Source organism: Eubacterium sp. An3, assembly GCF_002159465.1.
Classification (GTDB): Bacteria; Bacillota; Clostridia; order Lachnospirales; family Lachnospiraceae; genus Anaerobutyricum; species Anaerobutyricum stercoris.
Genome location: NZ_NFIR01000005.1, coordinates 133,975 through 155,327, shown reverse-complemented (window position 1 = coordinate 155,327; position 21,353 = coordinate 133,975). Strand labels below are relative to the sequence as shown.

The following is a 21,353-nucleotide window of genomic DNA, read 5'->3' as shown; positions in this document are numbered from 1 at the left end:
CAAAAATAGAATTAATTATATTTTTTGAAAAAAACAGAAAAAAGAATCATTTTCTTGTTGACAGCAGAAAGTTTTTGTAATATAATAAGTTTCGTTGAGTGATGTGGGATCTTAGCTCAGCTGGGAGAGCATCTGCCTTACAAGCAGAGGGTCATAGGTTCGAGCCCTATAGGTCCCACTTTTACATCACATGGCGGGATAGCTCAGTTGGCTAGAGCACACGGTTCATACCCGTGGTGTCGCTGGTTCAAATCCAGTTCCCGCTATTTTTTATTATTACGGAGAGCATATCTGCATGGCGGGTATGCTTTTTTTTCATAGAAATTCCGTTGGGATTCCTTCGAGGCAAAAACTCTGTATATGAAAGATATATTTATGAAAAATATGTTTATGAATGTTATGATTACGGGAAAGGACAGGAGACAGTATGAGAATCGGAAGTGGATATGACGTTCATCGTCTCACAGAAGGACGTAAATTAATTCTTGGCGGCGTGGAGATTCCTTTTGAGAAAGGGCTTCTGGGTCACTCGGATGCGGATGTGCTGGTACATGCCGTCATGGATGCGCTGCTGGGAGCGGCCGCGCTGGGAGATATCGGCAAACATTTCCCGGATACCGATCCGGCATACAAAGGGGCGGACAGCATGCAGCTTCTGAAAGAGGTGCGCCGTCTCATTGAGGAGAAGGCATATTTTATCGAGAATATTGACGCCACAGTGATCGCACAGCGGCCAAAGCTTGCGGGCTATATCCCGCAGATGAAGAAAAATATTGCGGATGTGCTGGGGTTAAGCGAAGAGCAGGTCAATGTGAAGGCGACCACGGAGGAAGGTCTGGGATTTACCGGAGAGGGTCTTGGCATCGCCGCCAGCGCAGTCTGCCTGCTCTCAGAGATTCAGAACTATGTGGGCGCTGATGTGATGTTTGAAGAAAGAAACTGCGCGGGCTGTCAGGGCTGCTGCCAGCTGGGAGGACAGGAAGAATGATTATCAGGGAAAATGGCCGGCACAGGGAGGAAGTCTACGCCATGTGGCAGAGAAACTTCCACGATCCGGTGCCGTACGCAGATTTTTATTTTACGGAAGTTTACGGAAAAAACGAGGTGCTGCTGAATGTGACTGACACAGCGGGAATAAAGGGTTCAGCTGCATCAGAAATGCCGGCGCTTCATGCGGCAGCCATGGGAGAGGAGCTTCCGAATGAGGTTTCCGGCGACATCCGGGGGATGCTTCACCTGAATCCCTATGAGCTTCTGGTGCGGGGTAAATGTGTGGACGCCAACTATATCGTTGGTGTTGCCACCGATGAGGAGTTCCGTCGCCAGGGCGTGATGCGGGAGCTTCTCACAGATACCTTTGCCCGTCTGAGAAATCGGGGAGAGATGCTCACTTATCTGATGCCTGCCGACGAGAACTATTATCTGCCGTTTGACTTCCGGTTCGGCCTCAGCCAGCTGGAACAGGAGATTGAGTGCTTTGGACAGGCTCCTGCGCCGGAGAAGGAAGTCTTCCGTTTTGCCGCCGGTCTTCCGGAGAATCTGGAGGCTGCCTGTCAGGCAGAAAATGCAGCGAAAACCAGACGATTTGCCGTCACCACAAAGATCACGCCGGACTACCTGCGCCGGATGGAAAAAGAAGTAAAGAGCGATTTCGGCCGGCTGGTGATCGTGTACCGGGACGGCGTTTATGCGGGACGGTTTGTTATGGGAGCGGAAAATGACTGCATGGTGATTTCGCAGATTGTATTCGTGGAGAATGCAGACGGGACCGCAGACAGAAGAGCCTTCCTCCATGAAGCGCTGCAATACTGCGAGCGGGAGTATCATTATGGAAGATACCAGATTGTCCTGGACGAGACCTGGCAGGACGAGCTTCTGGCGCCGGGCAATTATCACGGCGTCCGGGTGCTTCCGGTGCGCCGGAAAAAGATCATCATGTTCCGGATTCTGAATCTGGAGACCCTTGGAGCCGTTCTCTGCGGCGATAAAGAGGCGGTCTGCCGGATTCATGTGAAGGACGCATATCTGCCGGAACAGGAAGGAAGCTATCTCTGGAACATCGGGAAAGAAGGAAGCGTCATTCGTAAGATCACCGATGATGCGCAGCAGCAAAGAGAAGCATCGGAGAAGAGCGGAGAGGCGGACACAGCGGGAGAAAGCCAGCAGGCTCCGGACGGAGGAAGTATCTCCATCGCCGCGCTCACATCTTTCATCTTCGGAAAAAGGGAAGACCGGACAGAGGAAATGTACGAAGGACTGACAGACGCCGGCCGGGTGCTTTTAGATGCGCTGCAGCCGCTGTCTCCAGGTTGTATTCAGGAGATCGTCTGAACAGAAAACATTTTTTGCGGAAAACAATTGACAAATTTGCGGAAATTGCATAGACTTAGGTGTATATGAAAAAGGCAGAGAACGAAAAGAGTACCGTTTTGCAGGGATACAGAGAGGGGATGCCGGAGGCTGAAAGCATCCTTATTCCATCGGAAGCGGGAAAGTGCATTCGGGAGCTGGCAGTGCGAAGGTCCGGCGGGCATGGACAGTGAGCGCTGCACGTACCAGGCGTTAACGGCAGTAAGGGGATGCCCTGTTTTGGGCGTCAATAAGAGTGGAACCGCGGATTACTTCGTCTCTTTTGCAGGGACGAAGTTTTTTTATATTATAGGAAATTCCGCTGGAATTCCTATAATATAAAAGCTCTCCGGGCGGGATGCGCACTCGCGCGCAAACGAACTTTGTCGCTAAAGCGACCGCGCTCGGCGCGAGAGTTCTGCCGAGCAGAACTCTTTGTTTTTTCATACGAATTTCCGTATCATAACAGACAGGAGGATATCATGAAAATATATAACACACTTACAAACAAAAAAGAAGAATTCGTGCCGGTGCACGAGGGGAAGGTCGGCATCTATGTCTGCGGACCGACTGTATATAACTATATTCATATCGGAAATGCCCGTCCGATGGTTGTTTTTGACACTGTGAGAAGATATTTTGAATATAAGGGTTATGACGTGAACTATGTGTCTAACTTTACCGACGTGGACGACAAGATTATCAAGAAGGCCATGGAGGAAGGCGTGGATGCGTCTGAAGTATCAGAAAAGTTCATCAGAGAATGTGAAAAGGATATGCAGGCATTGAATGTCAAAGAGGCAACTCATCATCCGAAAGCTACCGAGGAGATCAGCGGCATGATCGAGATGATCCAGGAGCTCATTGACAAAGGCTTTGCCTATGAGAAAAACGGCACGGTATATTTCCGGACAAGAAAGTTTGACCATTACGGACAGCTTTCCAACAAGAATCTTGACGATATGATGGCGGGTATCCGTATCGCTGTCAGCGATGAGAAAGACGATGCCATGGATTTTGTGCTCTGGAAGCCGAAAAAAGAGGGTGAGCCGTCCTGGCCGTCCCCGTGGGGCGAGGGCCGTCCTGGCTGGCATATCGAGTGTTCTGTGATGTCCAGAAAATATATCGGAGATACCATTGATATTCACGCCGGCGGAGAGGATCTGATCTTCCCGCATCATGAGAATGAGATCGCCCAGAGCGAGGCATGCAACGGCGAGAAGTTTGCCAACTACTGGATGCACAACGGATTTTTAAATATCGATAATAAGAAAATGTCCAAATCTGCCGGTAATTTCTTCACAGTCCGGGAGATTGGCGAGAAATATCCGCTGCAGGTGATCCGTTTCTTCATGCTGAGCGCTCACTACAGAAGTCCGCTGAACTTCAGCGATACTCTGGTAGAAGCGGCAAAACACGGACTGGAGCGTATTCTCACCGCTGTGGATAACCTGAGAGATGTGCTGGCTGCCAAACAGTCTGGCGGAGCAAATGGAGTTCTCACAGAGGCAGATCAGAAGAATATGGAAGAGGCAAAGGCTTTGGTAGCTAAGTTTGAGGCGTCCATGGAAGATGACTTTAACACGGCGGACGCCATTGCGGCGATCTTTGAACTGGTGAAGCTGGCAAATGTGACTGCGGCCGACGGTTCTGCGGAGTACGTGCAGTATCTTCTTGACACCATCGTAAAACTCTGCGATATCCTCGGAATCATCACAGATAAGAAAGAAGAAATGCTCGATGCGGATATTGAAGCGCTCATTGAAGAACGGCAGGCGGCCAGAAAGGCGAAGAACTTTGCAAGAGCTGATGAAATCCGTGATATGCTGGCGGACAAAGGCATTATCCTGGAAGATACAAGAGCTGGTGTGAAATGGAAGAGAGCCTGAGAATGGAAGAAAACTTTGAAAAAGAAAAAAGTCTGAAAAAGGAAACTACGGCGGGGATGGAAGACAGCCTGCGGATGATTGCAGATTCCTTTCCGCTGGATGCGCAGAAGGTGCGGACCTATTCTGCGCTTTCCTTTGCGTATATCGGGGATTCGGTCTATGACCTGATTATCCGTACGATGATTACCACAAGGGGCAATACAAAACCCAACAAATATCACAGACAGGTTATTGAATATGTCAACGCAGGGGCGCAGACGCAGATGATGGAGCGCATCAAACCGTATTTGAATGATGAGGAAAAGGTGATGTTCCGGCGCGGCAAAAATGCCAAGCCGGCCAGCTGCGCCAAGAATCAGAGTCTTCACGATTACAGAATTGCCACGGGATTTGAGACTCTCATTGGTTATCTGTATCTGACGGGACAGATGGAGAGAATCATGGAACTTGTGGCCATCGGGCTTTCCGAAGAGCCGGCGGCGCATATAGAGGAGGAAACATGTCTTACGAAGAGAACACTATAATAGGAAGAAATGCGGTGCTGGAGGCGTTTCGCGCCGGAAAGACCGTGGATAAATTGTTTGTCCTGGACGGCTGTCAGGACGGCCCGGTGAAGTCCATACTCAGGGAGAGCAGAAAGCAGTCCACTCTGGTGAAATACGTTTCCAAGGAGAAGCTGGATTCCCTTTCCGAGCATGGAAAGCATCAGGGTGTGGTTGCCATTACGGCGGCCTGCGATTACGCAGAAATGGAAGATTTGTTTGCGGCGGCGCAGGCGAAGGACGAGGATCCGTTTTTTATCCTCTGTGACGAGATTGAGGATCCCCACAACCTGGGAGCCATTATCCGGACGGCAAATCTTGCGGGAGCTCACGGTGTGATCATCCCGAAAAGACGGGCTGTGGGATTGACCGGAACAGTAGCGAAAGTTTCTGCCGGAGCGGTCAATTATACGCCGGTGGTCCGGGTGACTAATATGGCGCGGACCATCGATGAGCTGAAGGAACGGGGTATGTGGTTTGTCTGTGGCGATATGGACGGCGAACTGATGTATCGCCAGAATCTGACTGGTCCTATAGGACTTGTTATTGGCAACGAGGGAAATGGCGTGAGCCGCCTCGTCCGGGAAAAATGTGACTATATTGCGTCAATTCCTATGAAAGGGGATATTGATTCTCTCAATGCCTCCGTAGCTGCAGGGGTGCTGGCATTTGAGATTGTAAGGCAGCGGCTGGAAGCGTCTAAGTGATAAGGCGGCGGTACTTGCAAATTTTAGGTAAAAAATACGGGGCGGCATGTTCATCCTTCTTTAAATGAACATGCCGCCCCTGTTAAATCATCTCATTAAAATTCCTTTTTGCGAAATTCATTGATATCTTTCTGGGACCATGCATCTTTTTGTCTTACCATTTCCATAATCATCGGCTGATACTTTCTGACACAGATGATGGCTTTATAGTTTCTCAGTATATTCTTCCGGTAATACCAGTCGATGCTGTTGTACGATGGAAAGCTCTTGAGCACTTTTTTGTTCAAAGTATGGTGTTCATCGAAATATTTTTTGGCTGCCTCGGAAAAAGCCTGGTACATTTCTTTTTCTTCCTCAGTAGGCAGCGCCTCTTCGATCATGCGGTTCTTTACATCGGCGGCATAACCCTGCAGTTTCTTCAGGGAGACCTTGTGACGGTATCTTGTCAGCTTAAGATAACGATACCAGGTGTGACGGAACTTGATATAATAATCGCCGACTCCTCCGTCATATACGTCCAGACCTTTGCAGAAATTAAAATTACGCCACATATATATGTAATCAAAAAGTATGTTCTGGATGAAATAACTGATCAGGTAACCGGCGCGGTAGAGCAGAGAAGTATATTTTTCATAATATACATACCCTTCCGGCTCCACATGCAGACGTTCCAGATGCCGGCGTCTGGCCGTATGATGAATCTTATAAAGAACATAGATGATTATGATGACGGCAAGCAGACCAAGACGATAATAATTTCTGTGCGGGCCGTTCATAAAAACAGATTGAGATATCCCATAAATGGCGGCAATAAGCGCAGCCATTATTGTTAAAAACATTTCAAACATAGTACTTTTTCCTTTCTCACTATTTTATATCATATCCTATTTTCTGATTGAAAACAACCACTTTATATGGTCTTTTAGGGGAAAAAATATGCATTTACAGGCACTGCTTTTCTTGTTCTTGATGAAATGTCATGATATAATAATTGCGTTTGCGCACAATCAGAGACGGTTGTTTGGTTTTGATGCGCTGCGCGGAATAATTATTGAAGAAGGAGCAGATATGAGAAATATTATATTAACAGGAATGCCGGGAGTGGGAAAGAGTACGATCGGCGTTATTCTTGCCAAGGAACTGGGATATCAGTTTGTGGATTCGGATTTGCTGATTCAGCAGCAGGAACAGAAGCTGCTCAAAGATATCATTGCTGAAAAAGGCGTGGAAGGATTCCTTGCTGTAGAGAATCGGGTGAATGCATCTATTCGGGCAGAACGTTCCGTCATTGCCACCGGAGGAAGCGCGGTGTATGGAAGAGAAGCCATGGATAATTTCAAAAATACGGGAATCGTTGTATATTTAAAATGTTCTTATGACGCTCTTGCCAAACGTCTGGGAGATCTGAAGGGCCGCGGCGTTGTACTGAAAGATGGACAAACCCTCAGGGATATTTACGAAGAGAGAAGCGTCCTCTATGAAAAATATGCGGATATTGTCGTTGTAGAGGATGGAAGAGATATTGAGGGAACTCTGGCTCTGGTACTGGAAGCGCTGAAAGAGAAGCGGTGAGAAAGTATCCGAAAAATAAATTGTATTAATTTTTTGAATTTTTGAATTTTTTAAAAAAATGTTGTTGACAAGAATGTCAAGTCATGGTAGAATCCTTTTTGTTGAGATGATTCTCAGTGCTGCCTTGGCTCAGTTGGTAGAGCGTCGCCTTGGTAAGGCGGAGGTCGGCGGTTCAAATCCGCTAGGCAGCTCTTCTAAGAACCGGAATACTTTTCAGTATTCCGGTTTTTTCTTTTTTCAGTCTGGTCTTATCAGTACATTTATTTGTACGAATCTTTTTTTATCAGTTTATATGTTCTCACGAATCTATTTTTCGGAAACCATTTCTGCTTTGAAAATAATAAAAATTTGAATCTGTGTATAAATCTGGATGGATGGGAAATACTTTTGAATATCCGCCAGTAAATTTTTTTGTGAACCTTTTTTACAAAAAAATGCAAATAGTTATTAATAAACTATTACAAAAATGCATATACTTTATTAACCCCAAACCAGTTTTATTAATCAGTTATAAAATAAAAGGGAGAGGTGCATGAATTTGAAGAAGAAACACAGATATCAAATGAGAACATATGCGATCATTGCTGCCATCGGCTGTCTGGTATGTTTCCAGTCATTGAACGCGCAGACGTTATTCCCGTTTTCTATGGAGGAAGGAACGAAAAAAAATATCGCGTTTTCCCTGATGGGAACGGAGACGGTAAAAGGGGTTGTGAAGAAGGATACGGAAAACAAAGGAAGCGCGGGAAGGACCAGCGGCAGCGAGACCATGGAGAATCTTAAAATGTATACAAAGACACTGACGGAAGAAGAGAAAAATATACTTTATAAAGTGGTTTCTATGGAGTGTGACACCGGTTATGAAGGTTCCCTGGCAGTGATAAGTTGTATGATGAACAGAACCCGTTCTGATAAATATTCTGATGATCTGATGGATGTGGTGACAGAAGATTCTCAGTTTACTGCTTATTATGATAAGGAAACGGGAACTTATCCTTATCTGGACCGGGAGCCGTCCGAGGAGTGTATTGCTGCTGTGGATGATGCTTTATATAAAGGAAAGAGAAATATTCCTTCTTATATCTTGTATTTTCGATCTTCTGATTATGATAGTCTGAGTGGTTACGAGACATACGGGCAGATTGGCGACAACACTTATTTTTATCTGACAGAAGACAGATATGAGATGCAGTAGGATGAATAAAAATAGAAAAATGACATGAAAAAAATGACGGCGAGCGTATGAGTATGCCGTCATTTTTTTACTTTATATAGATGCGGCTGATTTTTTCTTGTGCCGATTTTGTAATTATGATATGATAGAACGCAGTTAGCAGGCCGGGAGCCTGCACATTCGTTTACCAGGAGGATGACAATGGAAGGAAATGTATCGAAAAATTTTATTGAACTGGCAATTGATAAGGATTTGGAAGAGGGCATATACGATCATGTGATGACTCGTTTCCCTCCGGAGCCTAACGGATATCTTCATATCGGCCATGCAAAGGCGATTCTGTTAAATTACGGGCTGGCGCAGGAATATCACGGAAAGTTTAATTTAAGATTTGATGATACGAATCCAACGAAAGAAAAAGTGGAATTTGTGGAATCAATCAAGGAGGACGTGCAGTGGCTTGGCGCGGATTTTGAGGATCGCCTGTATTTTGCTTCGGATTATTTTGATCAGATGTACGATGCGGCGGTAACCCTTATCAAAAAAGGAAAAGCCTATGTGTGTGATTTGTCGGCGGAGGAGATCCGTGAATATAGAGGAACATTAAAAGAGCCTGGCAAGGAGAGTCCGTACCGGAACCGTTCCGTGGAAGAGAATCTTGATCTGTTTGAGAGGATGAAAAACGGAGAGTTCAAGGATGGCGAGAAAGTGCTCCGCGCCAAGATCGACATGGCCAGCGGCAACATGAACATGCGCGACCCTGTCATTTACCGCGTTGCCCACATGCACCATCACAACACCGGAGATAAGTGGTGCATTTATCCGATGTACGATTTTGCCCATCCGATCGAGGACGCCATCGAGGGTGTGACCCACTCCATCTGTACCCTGGAGTTCGAGGATCATCGTCCGCTTTACGACTGGGTCGTACAGGAGGTGGGATTTGAGCAGCCGCCGAGACAGATTGAGTTTGCGAAAATGTATCTGACCAACGTGATCACCGGAAAGCGTTATATCAAGAAGCTGGTGGAGGACGGCATTGTGGACGGCTGGGATGATCCGCGGCTTGTATCTATCGCGGCGCTCCGGAGAAGGGGATTCACGCCGGAATCCATCCGGAACTTCATCGAGCTGGCCGGCATTTCCAAAGCGCAGAGTTCTGTGGATTACGCCATGCTGGAGTTCTGTATCCGTGACGACTTAAAGCTTAAGAAGTCCCGTATGATGGCTGTGCTCGATCCGGTGAAGGTGATCATTACTAATTATCCGGAAGACCAGATTGAGTATCTGGATGTGGAGAATAATAAAGAAAATGAGGAACTGGGCATCCGGAAGGTAGCTTTCGGCAGAGAACTGTATATAGAGAGAGAGGATTTCATGATTGATCCTCCGAAGAAATATTTCCGTCTCTATCCGGGCAATGAGGTACGTCTCATGAATGCATATTTTGTCACCTGTACCGATTACAAGACCGATGCGGAAGGAAAGGTAACGGAAGTTTACTGTACCTATGATCCGGAGACAAAGAGCGGCAGCGGATTTACAGGCCGCAAGGTAAAAGGAACCATTCACTGGGTATGCGCATCCGAGTGTGTGGACGCGGAAGTTCGTCTCTACGAGAACATCGTTGATGAGGAGAAGGGTGTCTATAATGAGGACGGAAGTCTGAATCTCAATCCGAATTCTCTGACGGTACTGCCTCACTGTAAGCTGGAGGCAGCGCTGAAAGACAGCAAGGCCTACGACAGCTATCAGTTTGTGCGTAACGGCTATTTCTGCTGTGATTCCAGGGACAGCAGTGAGGATCATCTGGTATTTAACCGGATTGTATCACTGAAGAGCTCCTACAAACCAAAGAAATAAGTATGCCGTTTCTATCGATTTAGTAAAAAATAATAGAGAATATCTCATGTTTTTTGGTGATTTTCTCAGCTTTTTTGTTGAATATACTTGTTTTTTTTGCTTATTCATGGGATAATATTGACAGCGCACACAATGATGATTTTTCTCATCATTGTGTGTGATATTTTAAGTGAGGTGGAAAGACGCATGTACAAAATTGTAAAAAAACAGACATTGAATAATGCGGTGGAACTGATGGAGATTCATGCTCCTTTCGTCGCAAGAAAATGCGAACCGGGACAGTTCATCATTATTCGTGTGGATGAGGATGGAGAGAGGGTGCCTCTCACCATTGCCGACTATGACCGTGAAAAAGAGACGGTTACGATTATTTATCAGGTAGTCGGCTACAGCACAGAGCTTTTGAGCAAGAAGCAGGAAGGCGATTACGTGCAGGATTTCGTGGGACCGCTTGGGGTTCCTGCTGTTCTCGAAAAGAAGGAGAACAAGGTGATCGGCGTGGCCGGCGGTGTCGGTGCAGCGCCGCTTTATCCGCAGCTTCGCAAGCTGGCGGCTATGGGTACAAAGGTTGACGTGATCATCGGCGGAAAGAGCGCCGAGTACGTTCTGCTTGCCGACCAGTTCAGAGAGTTCTGCGAGAATGTATACATTGCCACAGACGATGGAAGTCTTGGCACCAAAGGATTTGTTACGACGGTTCTTCAGGACCTTCTCGACAAAGGAGAGGTATATGATGAGTGTATCGCCATCGGTCCGCTGATCATGATGAAGAATGTTGTAAATGTAACCCGTCCATTGAATCTTCATACCATGGTTTCCCTGAACCCGATCATGATCGACGGTACAGGAATGTGCGGCGGATGCCGTGTTACGGTTGGCGGAGAGACGAAGTTTGCCTGTGTGGATGGTCCTGACTTTGACGGATTCAAGGTTGACTTTGATGAGTGCATGAAGAGACAGGGCATCTTCAAAGAGGAAGAACATCAGTGCAAAATTGGAAGGGGAGCAAAATAAAATGGCAAAAAAGAATATGAGTCTGACTAAGGTTCCGATGCCGGAACAGGACCCGAATGTAAGAAATAAAAACTTCAGCGAGGTGGCTCTTGGCTATACGGCAGAGATGGCCATGGAAGAGGCGACCCGCTGCTTAAACTGTAAGAATAAACCGTGCGTGGGCGGATGCCCGGTCAACGTGCCGATTCCGGAATTCATTGAGAAGGTGGCAGCCGGCGATTTCGAGGGCGCTTATGAGGTCATTACCAGTGAGAATGCTCTGCCGGCTATCTGCGGACGAGTATGTCCACAGGAGAACCAGTGTGAAGGAAAGTGTGTCCGCGGTATCAAAGGCGAGCCGGTGGGTATCGGACGTATGGAACGTTTTGTAGCTGACTATCATATGGCTCACGCAAAACCGGTGGAAGCGGACATTGAGAAAAACGGTCATAAAGTAGCTGTCGTAGGTTCCGGCCCTGCCGGTCTCACTTGTGCGGGCGAGCTGATCAAGAAAGGCTACGACGTAACTATTTTTGAAGCTTTACATAAGGCCGGCGGCGTGTTGAGCTACGGCATTCCTGAGTTCCGTCTGCCAAAGGATCTGGTAGCTAAAGAGATCAAGAGTGTGGAAGATCTGGGTGTTAAGATCGACACCAACGTGATCGTTGGCCGTTCCATCACCATCGACGAGCTGATGGAAGACGGTTATGAGGCAGTGTTCGTCGGAAGCGGCGCGGGACTTCCTCGTTTCCTGAATATTCCGGGTGAGAACCTTCTTGGCGTATACTCCGCCAACGAGTTCCTGACCCGTGTCAATCTGATGAAAGGATACAAGTTCCCTGAAGCTCCGACTCCTGTGAAGGTTGGCAGAAGAGTAGCAGTTGTGGGCGCCGGCAATGTTGCCATGGACGCTGCCAGAACAGCCAAACGTCTTGGAGCAGAAGAAGTATATATTGTATACAGAAGAAGCGAAGAGGAGGCGCCTGCCCGTCTCGAAGAGCTTCATCACGCCAAAGAAGAGGGAATCATCTTCCGTTTCCTGAATAATCCGGCAGCTATTCTCGGCGATGAAAACGGCTGGGTAAAAGGCATGGAAGTAGTAAAACAGCAGCTGGGCGAGCCGGACGCATCCGGAAGAAGACGTCCGGAACCGATCGAAGGCTCCAACTACGTCATGGACGTGGAGACCGTCATCATCGCCATCGGCCAGAGTCCGAACCCTCTGATCCGTCAGACAACACCAGGTCTTGACTGCCAGAAATGGGGCGGCATCATCGTCAACGAGGAGACCATGGAATCCTCCAAAGAGAATGTCTATGCCGGCGGAGACACTGTGACAGGAGCAGCCACCGTTATCCTTGCCATGGGTGCGGGCAAACGCGCGGCAGCAGCTATTGATGAGAAGCTGTCCGCCAAATAAATAGAGACCGGCAGGAAGCTGTCTCTGAAATATAATCGAATTATGAAAGGATGTTTTCCGTATCTGCGGTGCGGACGACATCCTTTTTTATTCCCGCAGGAAATTCCTTTGGAATTTCTAATATACTGTGAATTTCACTAATAATTTCTGAGATTTCAGATAAAAAAACGTACGATTGACTTGTTGACAAAATCTGAATTTCTGTGATAACATAACTTACTAATATCACAAGGCAGTCATGCTTTTTCTGATAGAGAAAGAAGGGCGGCCTGAGAGAAACTAATGAATCAACATTGACAGGAAGGAAGTTAGATATGGGAAAAATTATCGGAGAGGGAATCACATTTGATGACGTATTATTAGTGCCGGGATACTCTGAGGTCATTCCGAATGAGGTAGAGCTTCATACCAAGCTTACCAACAAGATCCAGCTGAATGTTCCGTTAATGAGTGCCAGCATGGATACGGTAACCGAGCACCGGATGGCGATTGCCATGGCCCGTCAGGGAGGCATCGGCATCATCCATAAGAACATGAGTATTGAGCAGCAGACCGATGAAGTGGATAAAGTAAAGCGTTCCGAGTACGGTGTTATCACTGATCCGTTTTATCTTTCTCCGGACCATACTCTCCGCCAGGCGGAAGAGCTGATGTCCAAGTTCCACATTTCCGGCGTTCCTATCACAGAGAACGGCAGACTGGTGGGAATCATCACAAACCGTGATCTGAAGTTTGAGACGAACTTTGACAAAAAGATTAAAGAGTCCATGACATCAGAGGCAGACGGGCTTGTCACTGCCAGAGAGGGTATCACCCTGGAAGAGGCAAAACAGATCCTCGGCAAGGCAAGAAAAGAAAAACTTCCTATCGTTGATGAGAATTTTAATTTAAAGGGCCTGATCACTATTAAGGATATCGAGAAACAGATTCGTTATCCTCTTTCCGCAAAAGATGAGAACGGACGTCTTCTCTGCGGTGCTGCTGTAGGATGCACACCGGATATCCTGGATCGTGTGGATGAGCTGGTGAACGCACAGGTGGACGTGATCGTCATTGATACCGCTCATGGACATTCTGCAAATGTGCTGAAGACATTTGCCCTTGTCAAAGAGAAATATCCGGACCTTCAGGTCATCGCCGGTAACGTTGCCACAGGCGAGGCTACAAAGGCGCTGATCGACTGTGGTGTGGATGCGGTGAAGGTTGGTATCGGACCTGGATCTATCTGTACGACCCGTGTGGTTGCGGGTATCGGTGTACCGCAGATCACAGCGATTATGGATTGTTATGACGTGGCAAAACAGTACAATATCCCGATCATTGCCGATGGAGGCATTAAGTTCTCCGGTGACATCACAAAAGCTATCGCGGCAGGAGCCAACGTAGTAATGCTCGGCGGACTTCTGGCTGGCTGTGATGAGAGCCCGGGAAGCTTTGAGTTATATCAGGGAAGAAAGTACAAAGTATACCGCGGTATGGGTTCACTGGCAGCTATGGAGAACGGAAGCAAAGACCGTTATTTCCAGGAGAATGCGAAGAAACTGGTTCCGGAAGGCGTGGAAGGCCGTGTGGCTTACAAAGGTTCAGTGGAAGATACACTTTTCCAGCTGATCGGCGGCCTGCGTTCCGGTATGGGCTACTGTGGAGCAAAAACTATTGAGGAATTGAAAGAAAAAGGAAGATTCGTAAAGATGTCCGCCGCTGCCCTTAGAGAGAGCCATCCGCATGACATTCATATCACAAAAGAAGCGCCGAACTACAGTGTGGAATAATCGGTGAAAAACCGTCGTGAAATGACTGACGGCAACATATATGGAATACAGAGCCGCTTGGCAGGGTATTCCGGATAGAGGGGAACAGGCTGCTGCAGATGGAAGAAGACGACAGGAACCAATCTGCACAGCCTGTTTTCTTTTTATTATGCAGGATAATAATGAATAATAAACAATATGCTGCGCATAAAGAGGAGATAGTCCCAGGGAGAGGAAATTTGCAGGAAAGGACCGTTTGTTTTGTCTCAGATTAAATTTCCAAAAAGGAAGAGTGGCAGAAAGAGAAAAATTCAGGCATATCAGAAGCTTCTATATAAGAAGGTTTTGTTTTATAAGAAGAAGAGAAAAAAGAGAACGTTTTATAAAAAAGGTTCAAATAGAAAAATGGGGAGAGGTATTTTTTCCCGGAAAAATTTTGAGATTTTTGGAACAATATGTTTGTTGTCACTGGCAGTGGTGGTTTTTGGACATGTCGTTCGATGGAATCCCACTGCCCGGAAAGAACCCAATGTGGTACAGCAAAAGCTTTCCACCAGCGAGGACTATCAGATTCTGCCGGCGGAAAGCGGGCCGTGCGGGAGACCGGAGATCATTCAGGATTTTATTGTGGAGAACCCTTACAGCCGCAGCGGTACTCCACTCGACGCGGTAAACGGAATTGTAGTACATTATGTGGCTAATGCCGGTTCTACTGCAGAGGAAAACAGGAATTATTTTGAGAATCTGAAGGATACGCATCTGACAAAAGCAAGCAGTCATTTTATCATTGGGCTGGACGGAGAGATCATACAGTGTATCCCTCTGGATGAGATTTCTTATGCATCCAATGAACGTAATTCGAATACGATTTCTATTGAATGCTGTCACAGAAAAGAAAATGGAAAGTTTACAAAAAAAACTTATAAGTCGCTGGTGAAACTCACTGCCTGGCTGTGTGCTTCTTACGGAATTCCGTCATCGGATGTAATCCGGCATTATGATGTGACCGGTAAGCTCTGTCCATTGTATTTTGTCCGTCACGAGGATGCCTGGACGGAATTTCTTTCAGATATTCAGAAAAAATTAGAAAAAAACGGGTAAAATCCGCATAAAATGAATGAAGTGACATGAAAAACCTGCAAAAATGATTGATTATGGCGGGAAAATGAGATATGATTAATAATTGTGAGTATCTGTGTATCGGCACTTTTACATAAATATGAACGCAGCGCATCAGCCGGGATATTTTTCATAGCGGATGTGAGAGAAAAAGATAACAAAAGCTGCCGGCAGAAAAACGTAAAAAGGGAAAGGGATGAAGCAGATGAGCTATAAGATTGGTGTCATTCGGGGCGACGGCATTGGCCCGGAGATTGTTGCCGAGGCACTCAAGGTAATGAATAAGGTTGCAGATAAATATGCAAAAGAATTGGAATATACGGAGATTCTCCTGGGGGGAGCATCCATTGATGTACATGGAAAGCCCCTGACGGATGAGGCCCTTGAGACAGCAAAAAATTGTGACGCAGTGCTGATGGGTTCCATTGGAGGAGATACCAACACTTCGCCATGGTACAAGCTCCCGGCAGAGTTGAGACCGGAAGCAGGTTTACTTGCCATCCGGAAAGGGCTTGGGTTATTTGCCAATATGCGTCCGGCATATTTGTATGAGGAACTGAAGGATGCCTGCCCTCTGCGGGAGGATATCATCGGAGACGGGTTTGATCTGGTGGTGATGCGTGAACTGACCGGAGGACTTTATTTCGGGGACAGAGAGACTGTGGAAGAGAACGGAGTATTAAAAGCGACGGATACCCTCTGCTATAATGAAAACGAGATACGCCGCATTGCTGTCCGTGCCTTTGAGATTGCCATGAAGAGACAGAAGAAGGTTACCAGCGTTGATAAAGCAAATGTTTTGGACAGCTCCAGATTGTGGAGAAAGGTGGTCAATGAAGTGGCGGCCGATTATCCGGAAGTCACCCTGGAACACATGCTGGTTGATAACTGTGCCATGCAGCTGGTGAGAGATCCGAAACAGTTTGATGTGATCCTGACGGAAAATATGTTTGGCGATATTTTGTCTGACGAAGCAAGTATGGTAACCGGATCTATCGGCATGTTATCGTCAGCGAGTCTTAAAGAAGGTTCTTTCGGATTATATGAGCCAAGCCACGGTTCTGCGCCGGATATTGCGGGAAAGAACCTGGCAAACCCTATCGCTACGATCTTGTCGGCAGCTATGCTCCTTCGTTATTCCCTGAATATGGACGAGGCGGCTGATGATGTGGAACGGGCAGTAAAACAGGTGTTGAAAGATGGTTACCGTACTGTAGATATCATGTCAGAGGGCATGAAAGAGGTGGGAACCAAAGAGATGGGAGACCTGATCGCTGAGAGAATATAAAATATGGCATATGCAATATATATTGGAAACTGGAGGTAATAGACAATGAAAAGTGATAATGTAAAAAAGGGGATGCAGCAGGCGCCGCATCGTTCTTTATTCAATGCGCTGGGTTTTACGAAGGAAGAACTGGATCGCCCGCTGGTTGGCGTTGTAAGCTCTTACAGTGAGATTGTACCGGGTCATATGAATCTGGATAAGATCACAGAAGCTGTGAAAATGGGCGTCGCCATGGCGGGAGGAACGCCGATCGTGGTTCCGGCTATCGCAGTCTGTGACGGTATCGCCATGGGACATGTGGGTATGAAATACTCTCTGGTCACAAGAGAGCTCATTGCTGATTCCACAGAATGTCTGGCAAAGGCGCACCAGTTTGATGCTCTGGTCATGATTCCGAACTGTGATAAAAATGTACCGGGCCTTTTGATGGCAGCGGCAAGAATCAATGTGCCGACTATTTTTGTGAGCGGCGGCCCGATGCTCGCCGGACGGGTGGACGGCTGCAAGAGAAGTCTGTCCTCCATGTTTGAGGCGGTGGGTGCTTACGAGGCAGGAAAGATGACGGAAGAAAAAGTAGAGGAATACGTCAGCAACGTCTGCCCGACCTGCGGTTCCTGCTCCGGTATGTATACAGCCAATTCCATGAACTGTATGACAGAAGTCATCGGTCTGGGATTACAGGGAAATGGAACAATCCCTGCTGTTTATTCCGAGAGAATCCGTCTGGCAAAGCATGCCGGTATGAGAGTTATGGATCTGTACCGAAATAATATCCGTCCAAGCGACATCATGACAAAGGAAGCCTTCCTGAACTGCCTGACAGTGGATATGGCTTTGGGCTGTTCTACGAACACTATGCTGCATCTTCCGGCTATCGCCCATGAGGCGGGTATCGAACTGAATATGGATATTGCCAACGAGATCAGCGAGAAGACGCCTAATCTTTGTCATCTGGCGCCTGCAGGCCCGACGTATATGGAAGACTTAAATGCAGCGGGCGGTGTGTATGCAGTCATGAATGAGCTGAGTAAGAAAGGGCTTCTCTATGAAGATGCCATCACAGTGACCGGAAAGACTGTCGGTGAGAATATCGCTCATGTCTATAACAAGAATCCGGAAGTGATCCGCCCGATCGACAATCCATATATGGAACATGGCGGAATTGCGGTTCTCCGGGGTAATCTTGCTCCGGATACGGGCATTGTCAAACAGTCCGCTGTGGTTCCTGAGATGATGGTTCATGAAGGACCGGCTCGTGTCTTTGACTGTGAGGAAGACGCCATCGCAGCTATCAAGGGCGGCAAGATCGTGCCAGGCGACGTGGTTGTCATCCGCTACGAGGGACCAAAAGGCGGCCCGGGAATGAGAGAGATGCTTAATCCGACTTCCGCCATTGCGGGTATGGGACTTGGAGATTCTGTGGCACTTATCACAGACGGACGGTTCTCCGGGGCATCCAGAGGCGCTTCCATCGGACATGTATCTCCGGAAGCAGCCGTGGGCGGACCGATCGCTCTTGTGGAAGAGGGAGATATCATCAAGATTGATATTCCGAACAATAGTCTGAACGTGGATATCTCTGATGAGGAGATGGCGGCAAGAAAGGCAAAATGGCAGCCGAGAGAGCCGAAGATAAAAGACGGTTACCTGCTTCGCTATGCAGCGCTTGTGACTTCCGGAAACAGAGGCGCGGTGCTGGATGTGAATCAGTTAAAATAATAGAAAGGGTTGAAACCAGATGAGACAGATTCTGAACGGCTCAGAAATCGTAATCGAATGTTTGAAGGAGCAGGGAGTAGATACGGTCTTCGGTTATCCGGGCGGTGCGATTTTGAACATTTATGATGAATTATATAAACACAGTGGTGAGATTCGCCATATTCTGACTTCCCACGAGCAGGGCGCTTCCCATGCGGCGGATGGTTATGCCCGGGCAACGGGAAAGGTCGGTGTGTGTATGGCGACATCCGGTCCGGGCGCAACCAATCTTGTGACCGGGCTTGCCACCGCGTACATGGATTCGATTCCGGTGGTGGCTATTACAGCGAATGTGGGCGTCAGTCTTCTTGGAAAGGATTCTTTCCAGGAAATAGATATCAAGGGCGTCACCATGCCGATTACAAAACATAATTATATTGTAAAGGACATAGAAAAACTGGCAGATACGATCCGGGATGCTTTCCGTATCGCACAATCAGGAAGGAAAGGCCCGGTCCTCATTGATGTGACCAAGGACGTGACGGCTGCAAAAACCTATTTTGAATCTGTGAAACCGGTAAAGATCCACCCTGTCTGCGATACCATACGGGAAAGAAGTATGAAGGAGGCCTCGGAGATTATCTGTAGCGCAAAGCGTCCGTACATTTTGCTGGGCGGCGGATGTGTGCTCTCCGATGCCAGCGAACAGGTGAGAGAATTTGTGAGAAAGGTGGATGCGCCGGTTTGTGATACTCTGATGGGAAAAGGTGTTTTCCCGGGAGATGATCCGCGGTATACGGGAATGCTTGGAATGCATGGAACAAAAGCATCCAATATCGGCGTATCGGAGGCTGATGTTCTGATCGCAGTCGGCTGCCGTTTCAGCGACCGGGTATATGGCAATGCCAAAACCTTTGCGAAGAATGCCAGGATTATCCAGATAGATATCGATCCGGCCGAGATCAATAAAAATATCATGGTGGATATTTCCATTGTGGGAGATATCAAGGCGGTGCTGACAATCTTCAATAAGAGAATTAAAGAGCAGAAACATGAGGAATGGATCTGCCATGTACAGGAATTGAAGGAAAAATATCCGCTGACTTACCATCAGGAAAAGCTTTCGGGACCAGGTGTCATAGAGAAAATCTATGAGATGACAGGAGGAGAAGCTGTTATCACTACAGAAGTGGGACAGCATCAGATGTGGGCGGCGCAGTTCTATAAATACTCGAAGCCGAGACAGTTCCTGACTTCGGGAGGACTGGGAACCATGGGATATGGCCTGGGAGCGGCCATCGGAGCAAAGGTCGGCTGTCCTGATAAAGTGGTTGTCAACATTGCGGGAGACGGATGTTTCCGTATGAATATGAATGAGATTGCAACAGCCACCCGTTCCGATATTCCGGTTATTCAGGTTGTCATCAATAACCATGTGCTGGGAATGGTGCGCCAGTGGCAGAATCTTTTCTATGGAGAGCGCTATTCTGCGACAACATTAAATGACAAAGTGGATTTCGTAAAACTGGCAGAGGCTATGGGAGCAAAGGCGTCCCGCGCCACAAATATAGAAGAATTTGAGAAAGCTTTTGCAGAGGCTTTATCCTGTGGCGAGCCGTACCTGATTGACTGTATTATTGACAGCGATGATAAAGTATGGCCAATGGTAGCCCCGGGCGCTTCCATCGACGAGGCGTTTACCGATGAGGACCTGGCAGCGAAGGAATAGCAGATAGTATCTGCCTTACCTATATATTTATTAAAAAAGGAGACTCAATTATGTTTCAGTACAAATGCTTAAATCCGATTTCAGAGGTTGGATTATCAATTTTTGATGAGAATTATAAAGAGGTAGACGAACTGAATGACGCAGATGCCGTGCTGGTAAGAAGCGCGGCTATGCACGATATGCAGGATGTGCCGAATCTTCTGGCTGTTGCCCGCGCCGGCGCCGGCGTGAATAATATTCCGGTCAATGATTACGCGGAAAAAGGCATTGTTGTCTTTAATACGCCGGGAGCCAACGCCAACGGCGTAAAGGAAATGGTTATAGCCGGAATGCTGTTGTCTTCCAGGGATCTGATCGGAGGCAATCGCTGGGTAGAGGAAAATAAAAATAATCCGGATATCACAAAAGCGATGGAAAAGGCAAAGAAAGCTTTTGCCGGCACAGAGATCCAGAAAAAGAAAATCGGCGTTATCGGTCTCGGAGCCATCGGGGTGCTTGTAGCCAATGTGGCAAGAAATCTGGGCATGGACGTCTATGGTTACGACCCGTATCTGTCATTAAAGAGCGCATGGAATCTGTCCCGCTCAGTGCATCATGTAAATTCTGTAGATGAAATCTTTGAGCATTGTGATTTTATCTCTGTACATGTACCTCTGATGGATACCACAAGGAACATGGTGGGAAGAGAAGGTATTGCAAAGATGAAACCAACGGCAACAATCCTGAACTTTGCCAGAAATGGTCTTGTAGATGAAGATGCTGTGGCAGAAGCGCTGCAGGAAGGAAGACTTCGCCATTATGTAACAGACTTCCCGACACCGAAAGTTGCTGCTGTTGACGGTGTGATCGCGTTCCCTCACCTGGGTGCGTCCACGGAGGAATCAGAGGAAAACTGTGCAGTAATGGCTGTGGAACAGGTGATGGATTATCTGGAAAATGGCAATATCCGCAATTCTGTGAATTTCCCGAACATTGACATGGGAGTATGTCAGACACAGGGACGTATTGCTATTTTGCACAGAAATATCCCGAATATGCTGACACGTTTTACCGGAATGTTCTCTAAAGACGGCATTAACATTACAGAGATGAGTAATAAGACAAAGGACAATTATTCTTATGCAATTTTTGACCTGGATTCTCCGATAGAGGAAGAAGCAGTCAATGAGCTGAAAGCTATTGACGGTGTACTGAAGGTAAGAGTGATTAAATAAAAATCAGAAACAGATGATTATAATAAATACAACAGGGAGATAATA

The 21,353-nt window shown here is 47.2% G+C and carries 17 protein-coding genes, 3 tRNA genes and 1 other annotated feature; of the genes, 19 read left to right on the top strand and 1 reads right to left on the bottom strand.

Annotation, left to right across the window (positions count from 1 at the left end; translation table 11 throughout):
• The first annotated feature begins 105 nt into the window (after positions 1–105).
• From B5F87_RS07365 to rlmB, 7 genes are all read left to right on the top strand, one after another.
• A tRNA-Val gene (locus B5F87_RS07365) sits at positions 106–178 on the top strand.
• 14 nt (positions 179–192) lie between these two features.
• Positions 193–266, top strand: a tRNA-Met gene (locus B5F87_RS07360).
• A gap of 161 nt (positions 267–427) precedes the next feature.
• Positions 428–988 carry a 2-C-methyl-D-erythritol 2,4-cyclodiphosphate synthase gene (ispF, locus tag B5F87_RS07350; RefSeq protein WP_087279031.1) on the top strand — a complete coding sequence of 187 codons (561 nt, stop codon included), beginning with the start codon at positions 428–430 and terminating at the stop codon, positions 986–988.
• The gene (locus B5F87_RS07345; protein WP_087279028.1) at positions 985–2,331 is read left to right on the top strand and encodes a GNAT family N-acetyltransferase; all 1,347 of its coding nucleotides are present in this window, start codon (positions 985–987) and stop codon (positions 2,329–2,331) included. The genes ispF and B5F87_RS07345 overlap by 4 nt, the downstream gene beginning before the upstream one ends.
• Before the next feature lie 68 nt (positions 2,332–2,399).
• Positions 2,400–2,634 (top strand) — a binding site (T-box leader).
• Between the two features lie 197 nt (positions 2,635–2,831).
• Complete coding sequence (cysS, locus tag B5F87_RS07340; RefSeq protein WP_087279025.1) at positions 2,832–4,238, top strand: cysteine--tRNA ligase; 1,407 nt, start codon at positions 2,832–2,834, stop codon at positions 4,236–4,238.
• Positions 4,223–4,762 carry a ribonuclease III domain-containing protein gene (locus B5F87_RS07335; protein ID WP_343215734.1) on the top strand — a complete coding sequence of 180 codons (540 nt, stop codon included), beginning with the start codon at positions 4,223–4,225 and terminating at the stop codon, positions 4,760–4,762. Before cysS ends, B5F87_RS07335 begins: the two co-directional genes overlap by 16 nt.
• Positions 4,738–5,487, top strand: coding sequence for a 23S rRNA (guanosine(2251)-2'-O)-methyltransferase RlmB (gene rlmB / locus B5F87_RS07330; protein WP_087279022.1), 750 nt, complete (start codon positions 4,738–4,740; stop codon positions 5,485–5,487). Before B5F87_RS07335 ends, rlmB begins: the two co-directional genes overlap by 25 nt.
• A 95-nt stretch (positions 5,488–5,582) precedes the next feature.
• On the opposite strand, the gene B5F87_RS07325 is transcribed toward rlmB, so the two are convergent.
• A complete protein-coding gene (locus B5F87_RS07325; RefSeq protein WP_087279019.1) occupies positions 5,583–6,335 on the bottom strand; it encodes a hypothetical protein in 753 nt (250 codons plus the stop codon).
• Between the two features lie 220 nt (positions 6,336–6,555).
• On the opposite strand from B5F87_RS07325, the gene B5F87_RS07320 reads away from it, so the two are divergent.
• The 12 genes from B5F87_RS07320 to B5F87_RS07265 all read left to right on the top strand — a co-directional run bounded on the left by B5F87_RS07320 (position 6,556) and on the right by B5F87_RS07265 (position 21,308).
• A complete protein-coding gene (locus B5F87_RS07320; protein ID WP_087279153.1) occupies positions 6,556–7,059 on the top strand; it encodes a shikimate kinase in 504 nt (167 codons plus the stop codon).
• Between the two features lie 118 nt (positions 7,060–7,177).
• A tRNA-Thr gene (locus B5F87_RS07315) sits at positions 7,178–7,250 on the top strand.
• Between the two features lie 341 nt (positions 7,251–7,591).
• Positions 7,592–8,254 carry a cell wall hydrolase gene (locus B5F87_RS07310; RefSeq protein WP_087279015.1) on the top strand — a complete coding sequence of 221 codons (663 nt, stop codon included), beginning with the start codon at positions 7,592–7,594 and terminating at the stop codon, positions 8,252–8,254.
• Positions 8,255–8,434: 180 nt separating this feature from the next.
• On the top strand, positions 8,435–10,096 hold the full coding sequence (locus B5F87_RS07305; protein ID WP_087279012.1) for a glutamine--tRNA ligase/YqeY domain fusion protein: 1,662 nt from the start codon (positions 8,435–8,437) through the stop codon (positions 10,094–10,096).
• A 186-nt stretch (positions 10,097–10,282) separates the two neighbouring features.
• Positions 10,283–11,110 carry a sulfide/dihydroorotate dehydrogenase-like FAD/NAD-binding protein gene (locus tag B5F87_RS07300; RefSeq protein WP_087279009.1) on the top strand — a complete coding sequence of 276 codons (828 nt, stop codon included), beginning with the start codon at positions 10,283–10,285 and terminating at the stop codon, positions 11,108–11,110.
• 1 nt (position 11,111) lies between these two features.
• Positions 11,112–12,509 carry an NADPH-dependent glutamate synthase gene (gene gltA / locus B5F87_RS07295; RefSeq protein WP_087279006.1) on the top strand — a complete coding sequence of 466 codons (1,398 nt, stop codon included), beginning with the start codon at positions 11,112–11,114 and terminating at the stop codon, positions 12,507–12,509.
• Positions 12,510–12,823: 314 nt separating this feature from the next.
• Positions 12,824–14,281, top strand: a complete 1,458-nt coding sequence (gene guaB, locus B5F87_RS07290) for an IMP dehydrogenase (protein WP_087279003.1) — start codon at positions 12,824–12,826, stop codon at positions 14,279–14,281.
• A 438-nt stretch (positions 14,282–14,719) separates the two neighbouring features.
• A complete protein-coding gene (locus B5F87_RS07285) occupies positions 14,720–15,361 on the top strand; it encodes a peptidoglycan recognition family protein (protein WP_242964309.1) in 642 nt (213 codons plus the stop codon).
• A 223-nt stretch (positions 15,362–15,584) separates the two neighbouring features.
• Positions 15,585–16,667 carry a 3-isopropylmalate dehydrogenase gene (gene leuB, locus B5F87_RS07280; protein WP_087279147.1) on the top strand — a complete coding sequence of 361 codons (1,083 nt, stop codon included), beginning with the start codon at positions 15,585–15,587 and terminating at the stop codon, positions 16,665–16,667.
• Positions 16,668–16,712: 45 nt separating this feature from the next.
• A complete protein-coding gene (gene ilvD / locus B5F87_RS07275; RefSeq protein ID WP_087279000.1) occupies positions 16,713–18,386 on the top strand; it encodes a dihydroxy-acid dehydratase in 1,674 nt (557 codons plus the stop codon).
• Between the two features lie 19 nt (positions 18,387–18,405).
• Positions 18,406–20,094, top strand: a complete 1,689-nt coding sequence (gene ilvB / locus B5F87_RS07270; protein ID WP_087278997.1) for a biosynthetic-type acetolactate synthase large subunit — start codon at positions 18,406–18,408, stop codon at positions 20,092–20,094.
• Between the two features lie 50 nt (positions 20,095–20,144).
• Entirely contained in the window at positions 20,145–21,308 is a 1,164-nt protein-coding gene (locus tag B5F87_RS07265) for a phosphoglycerate dehydrogenase (RefSeq protein WP_087278993.1), read from the top strand.
• Positions 21,309–21,353: the final 45 nt, after the last annotated feature.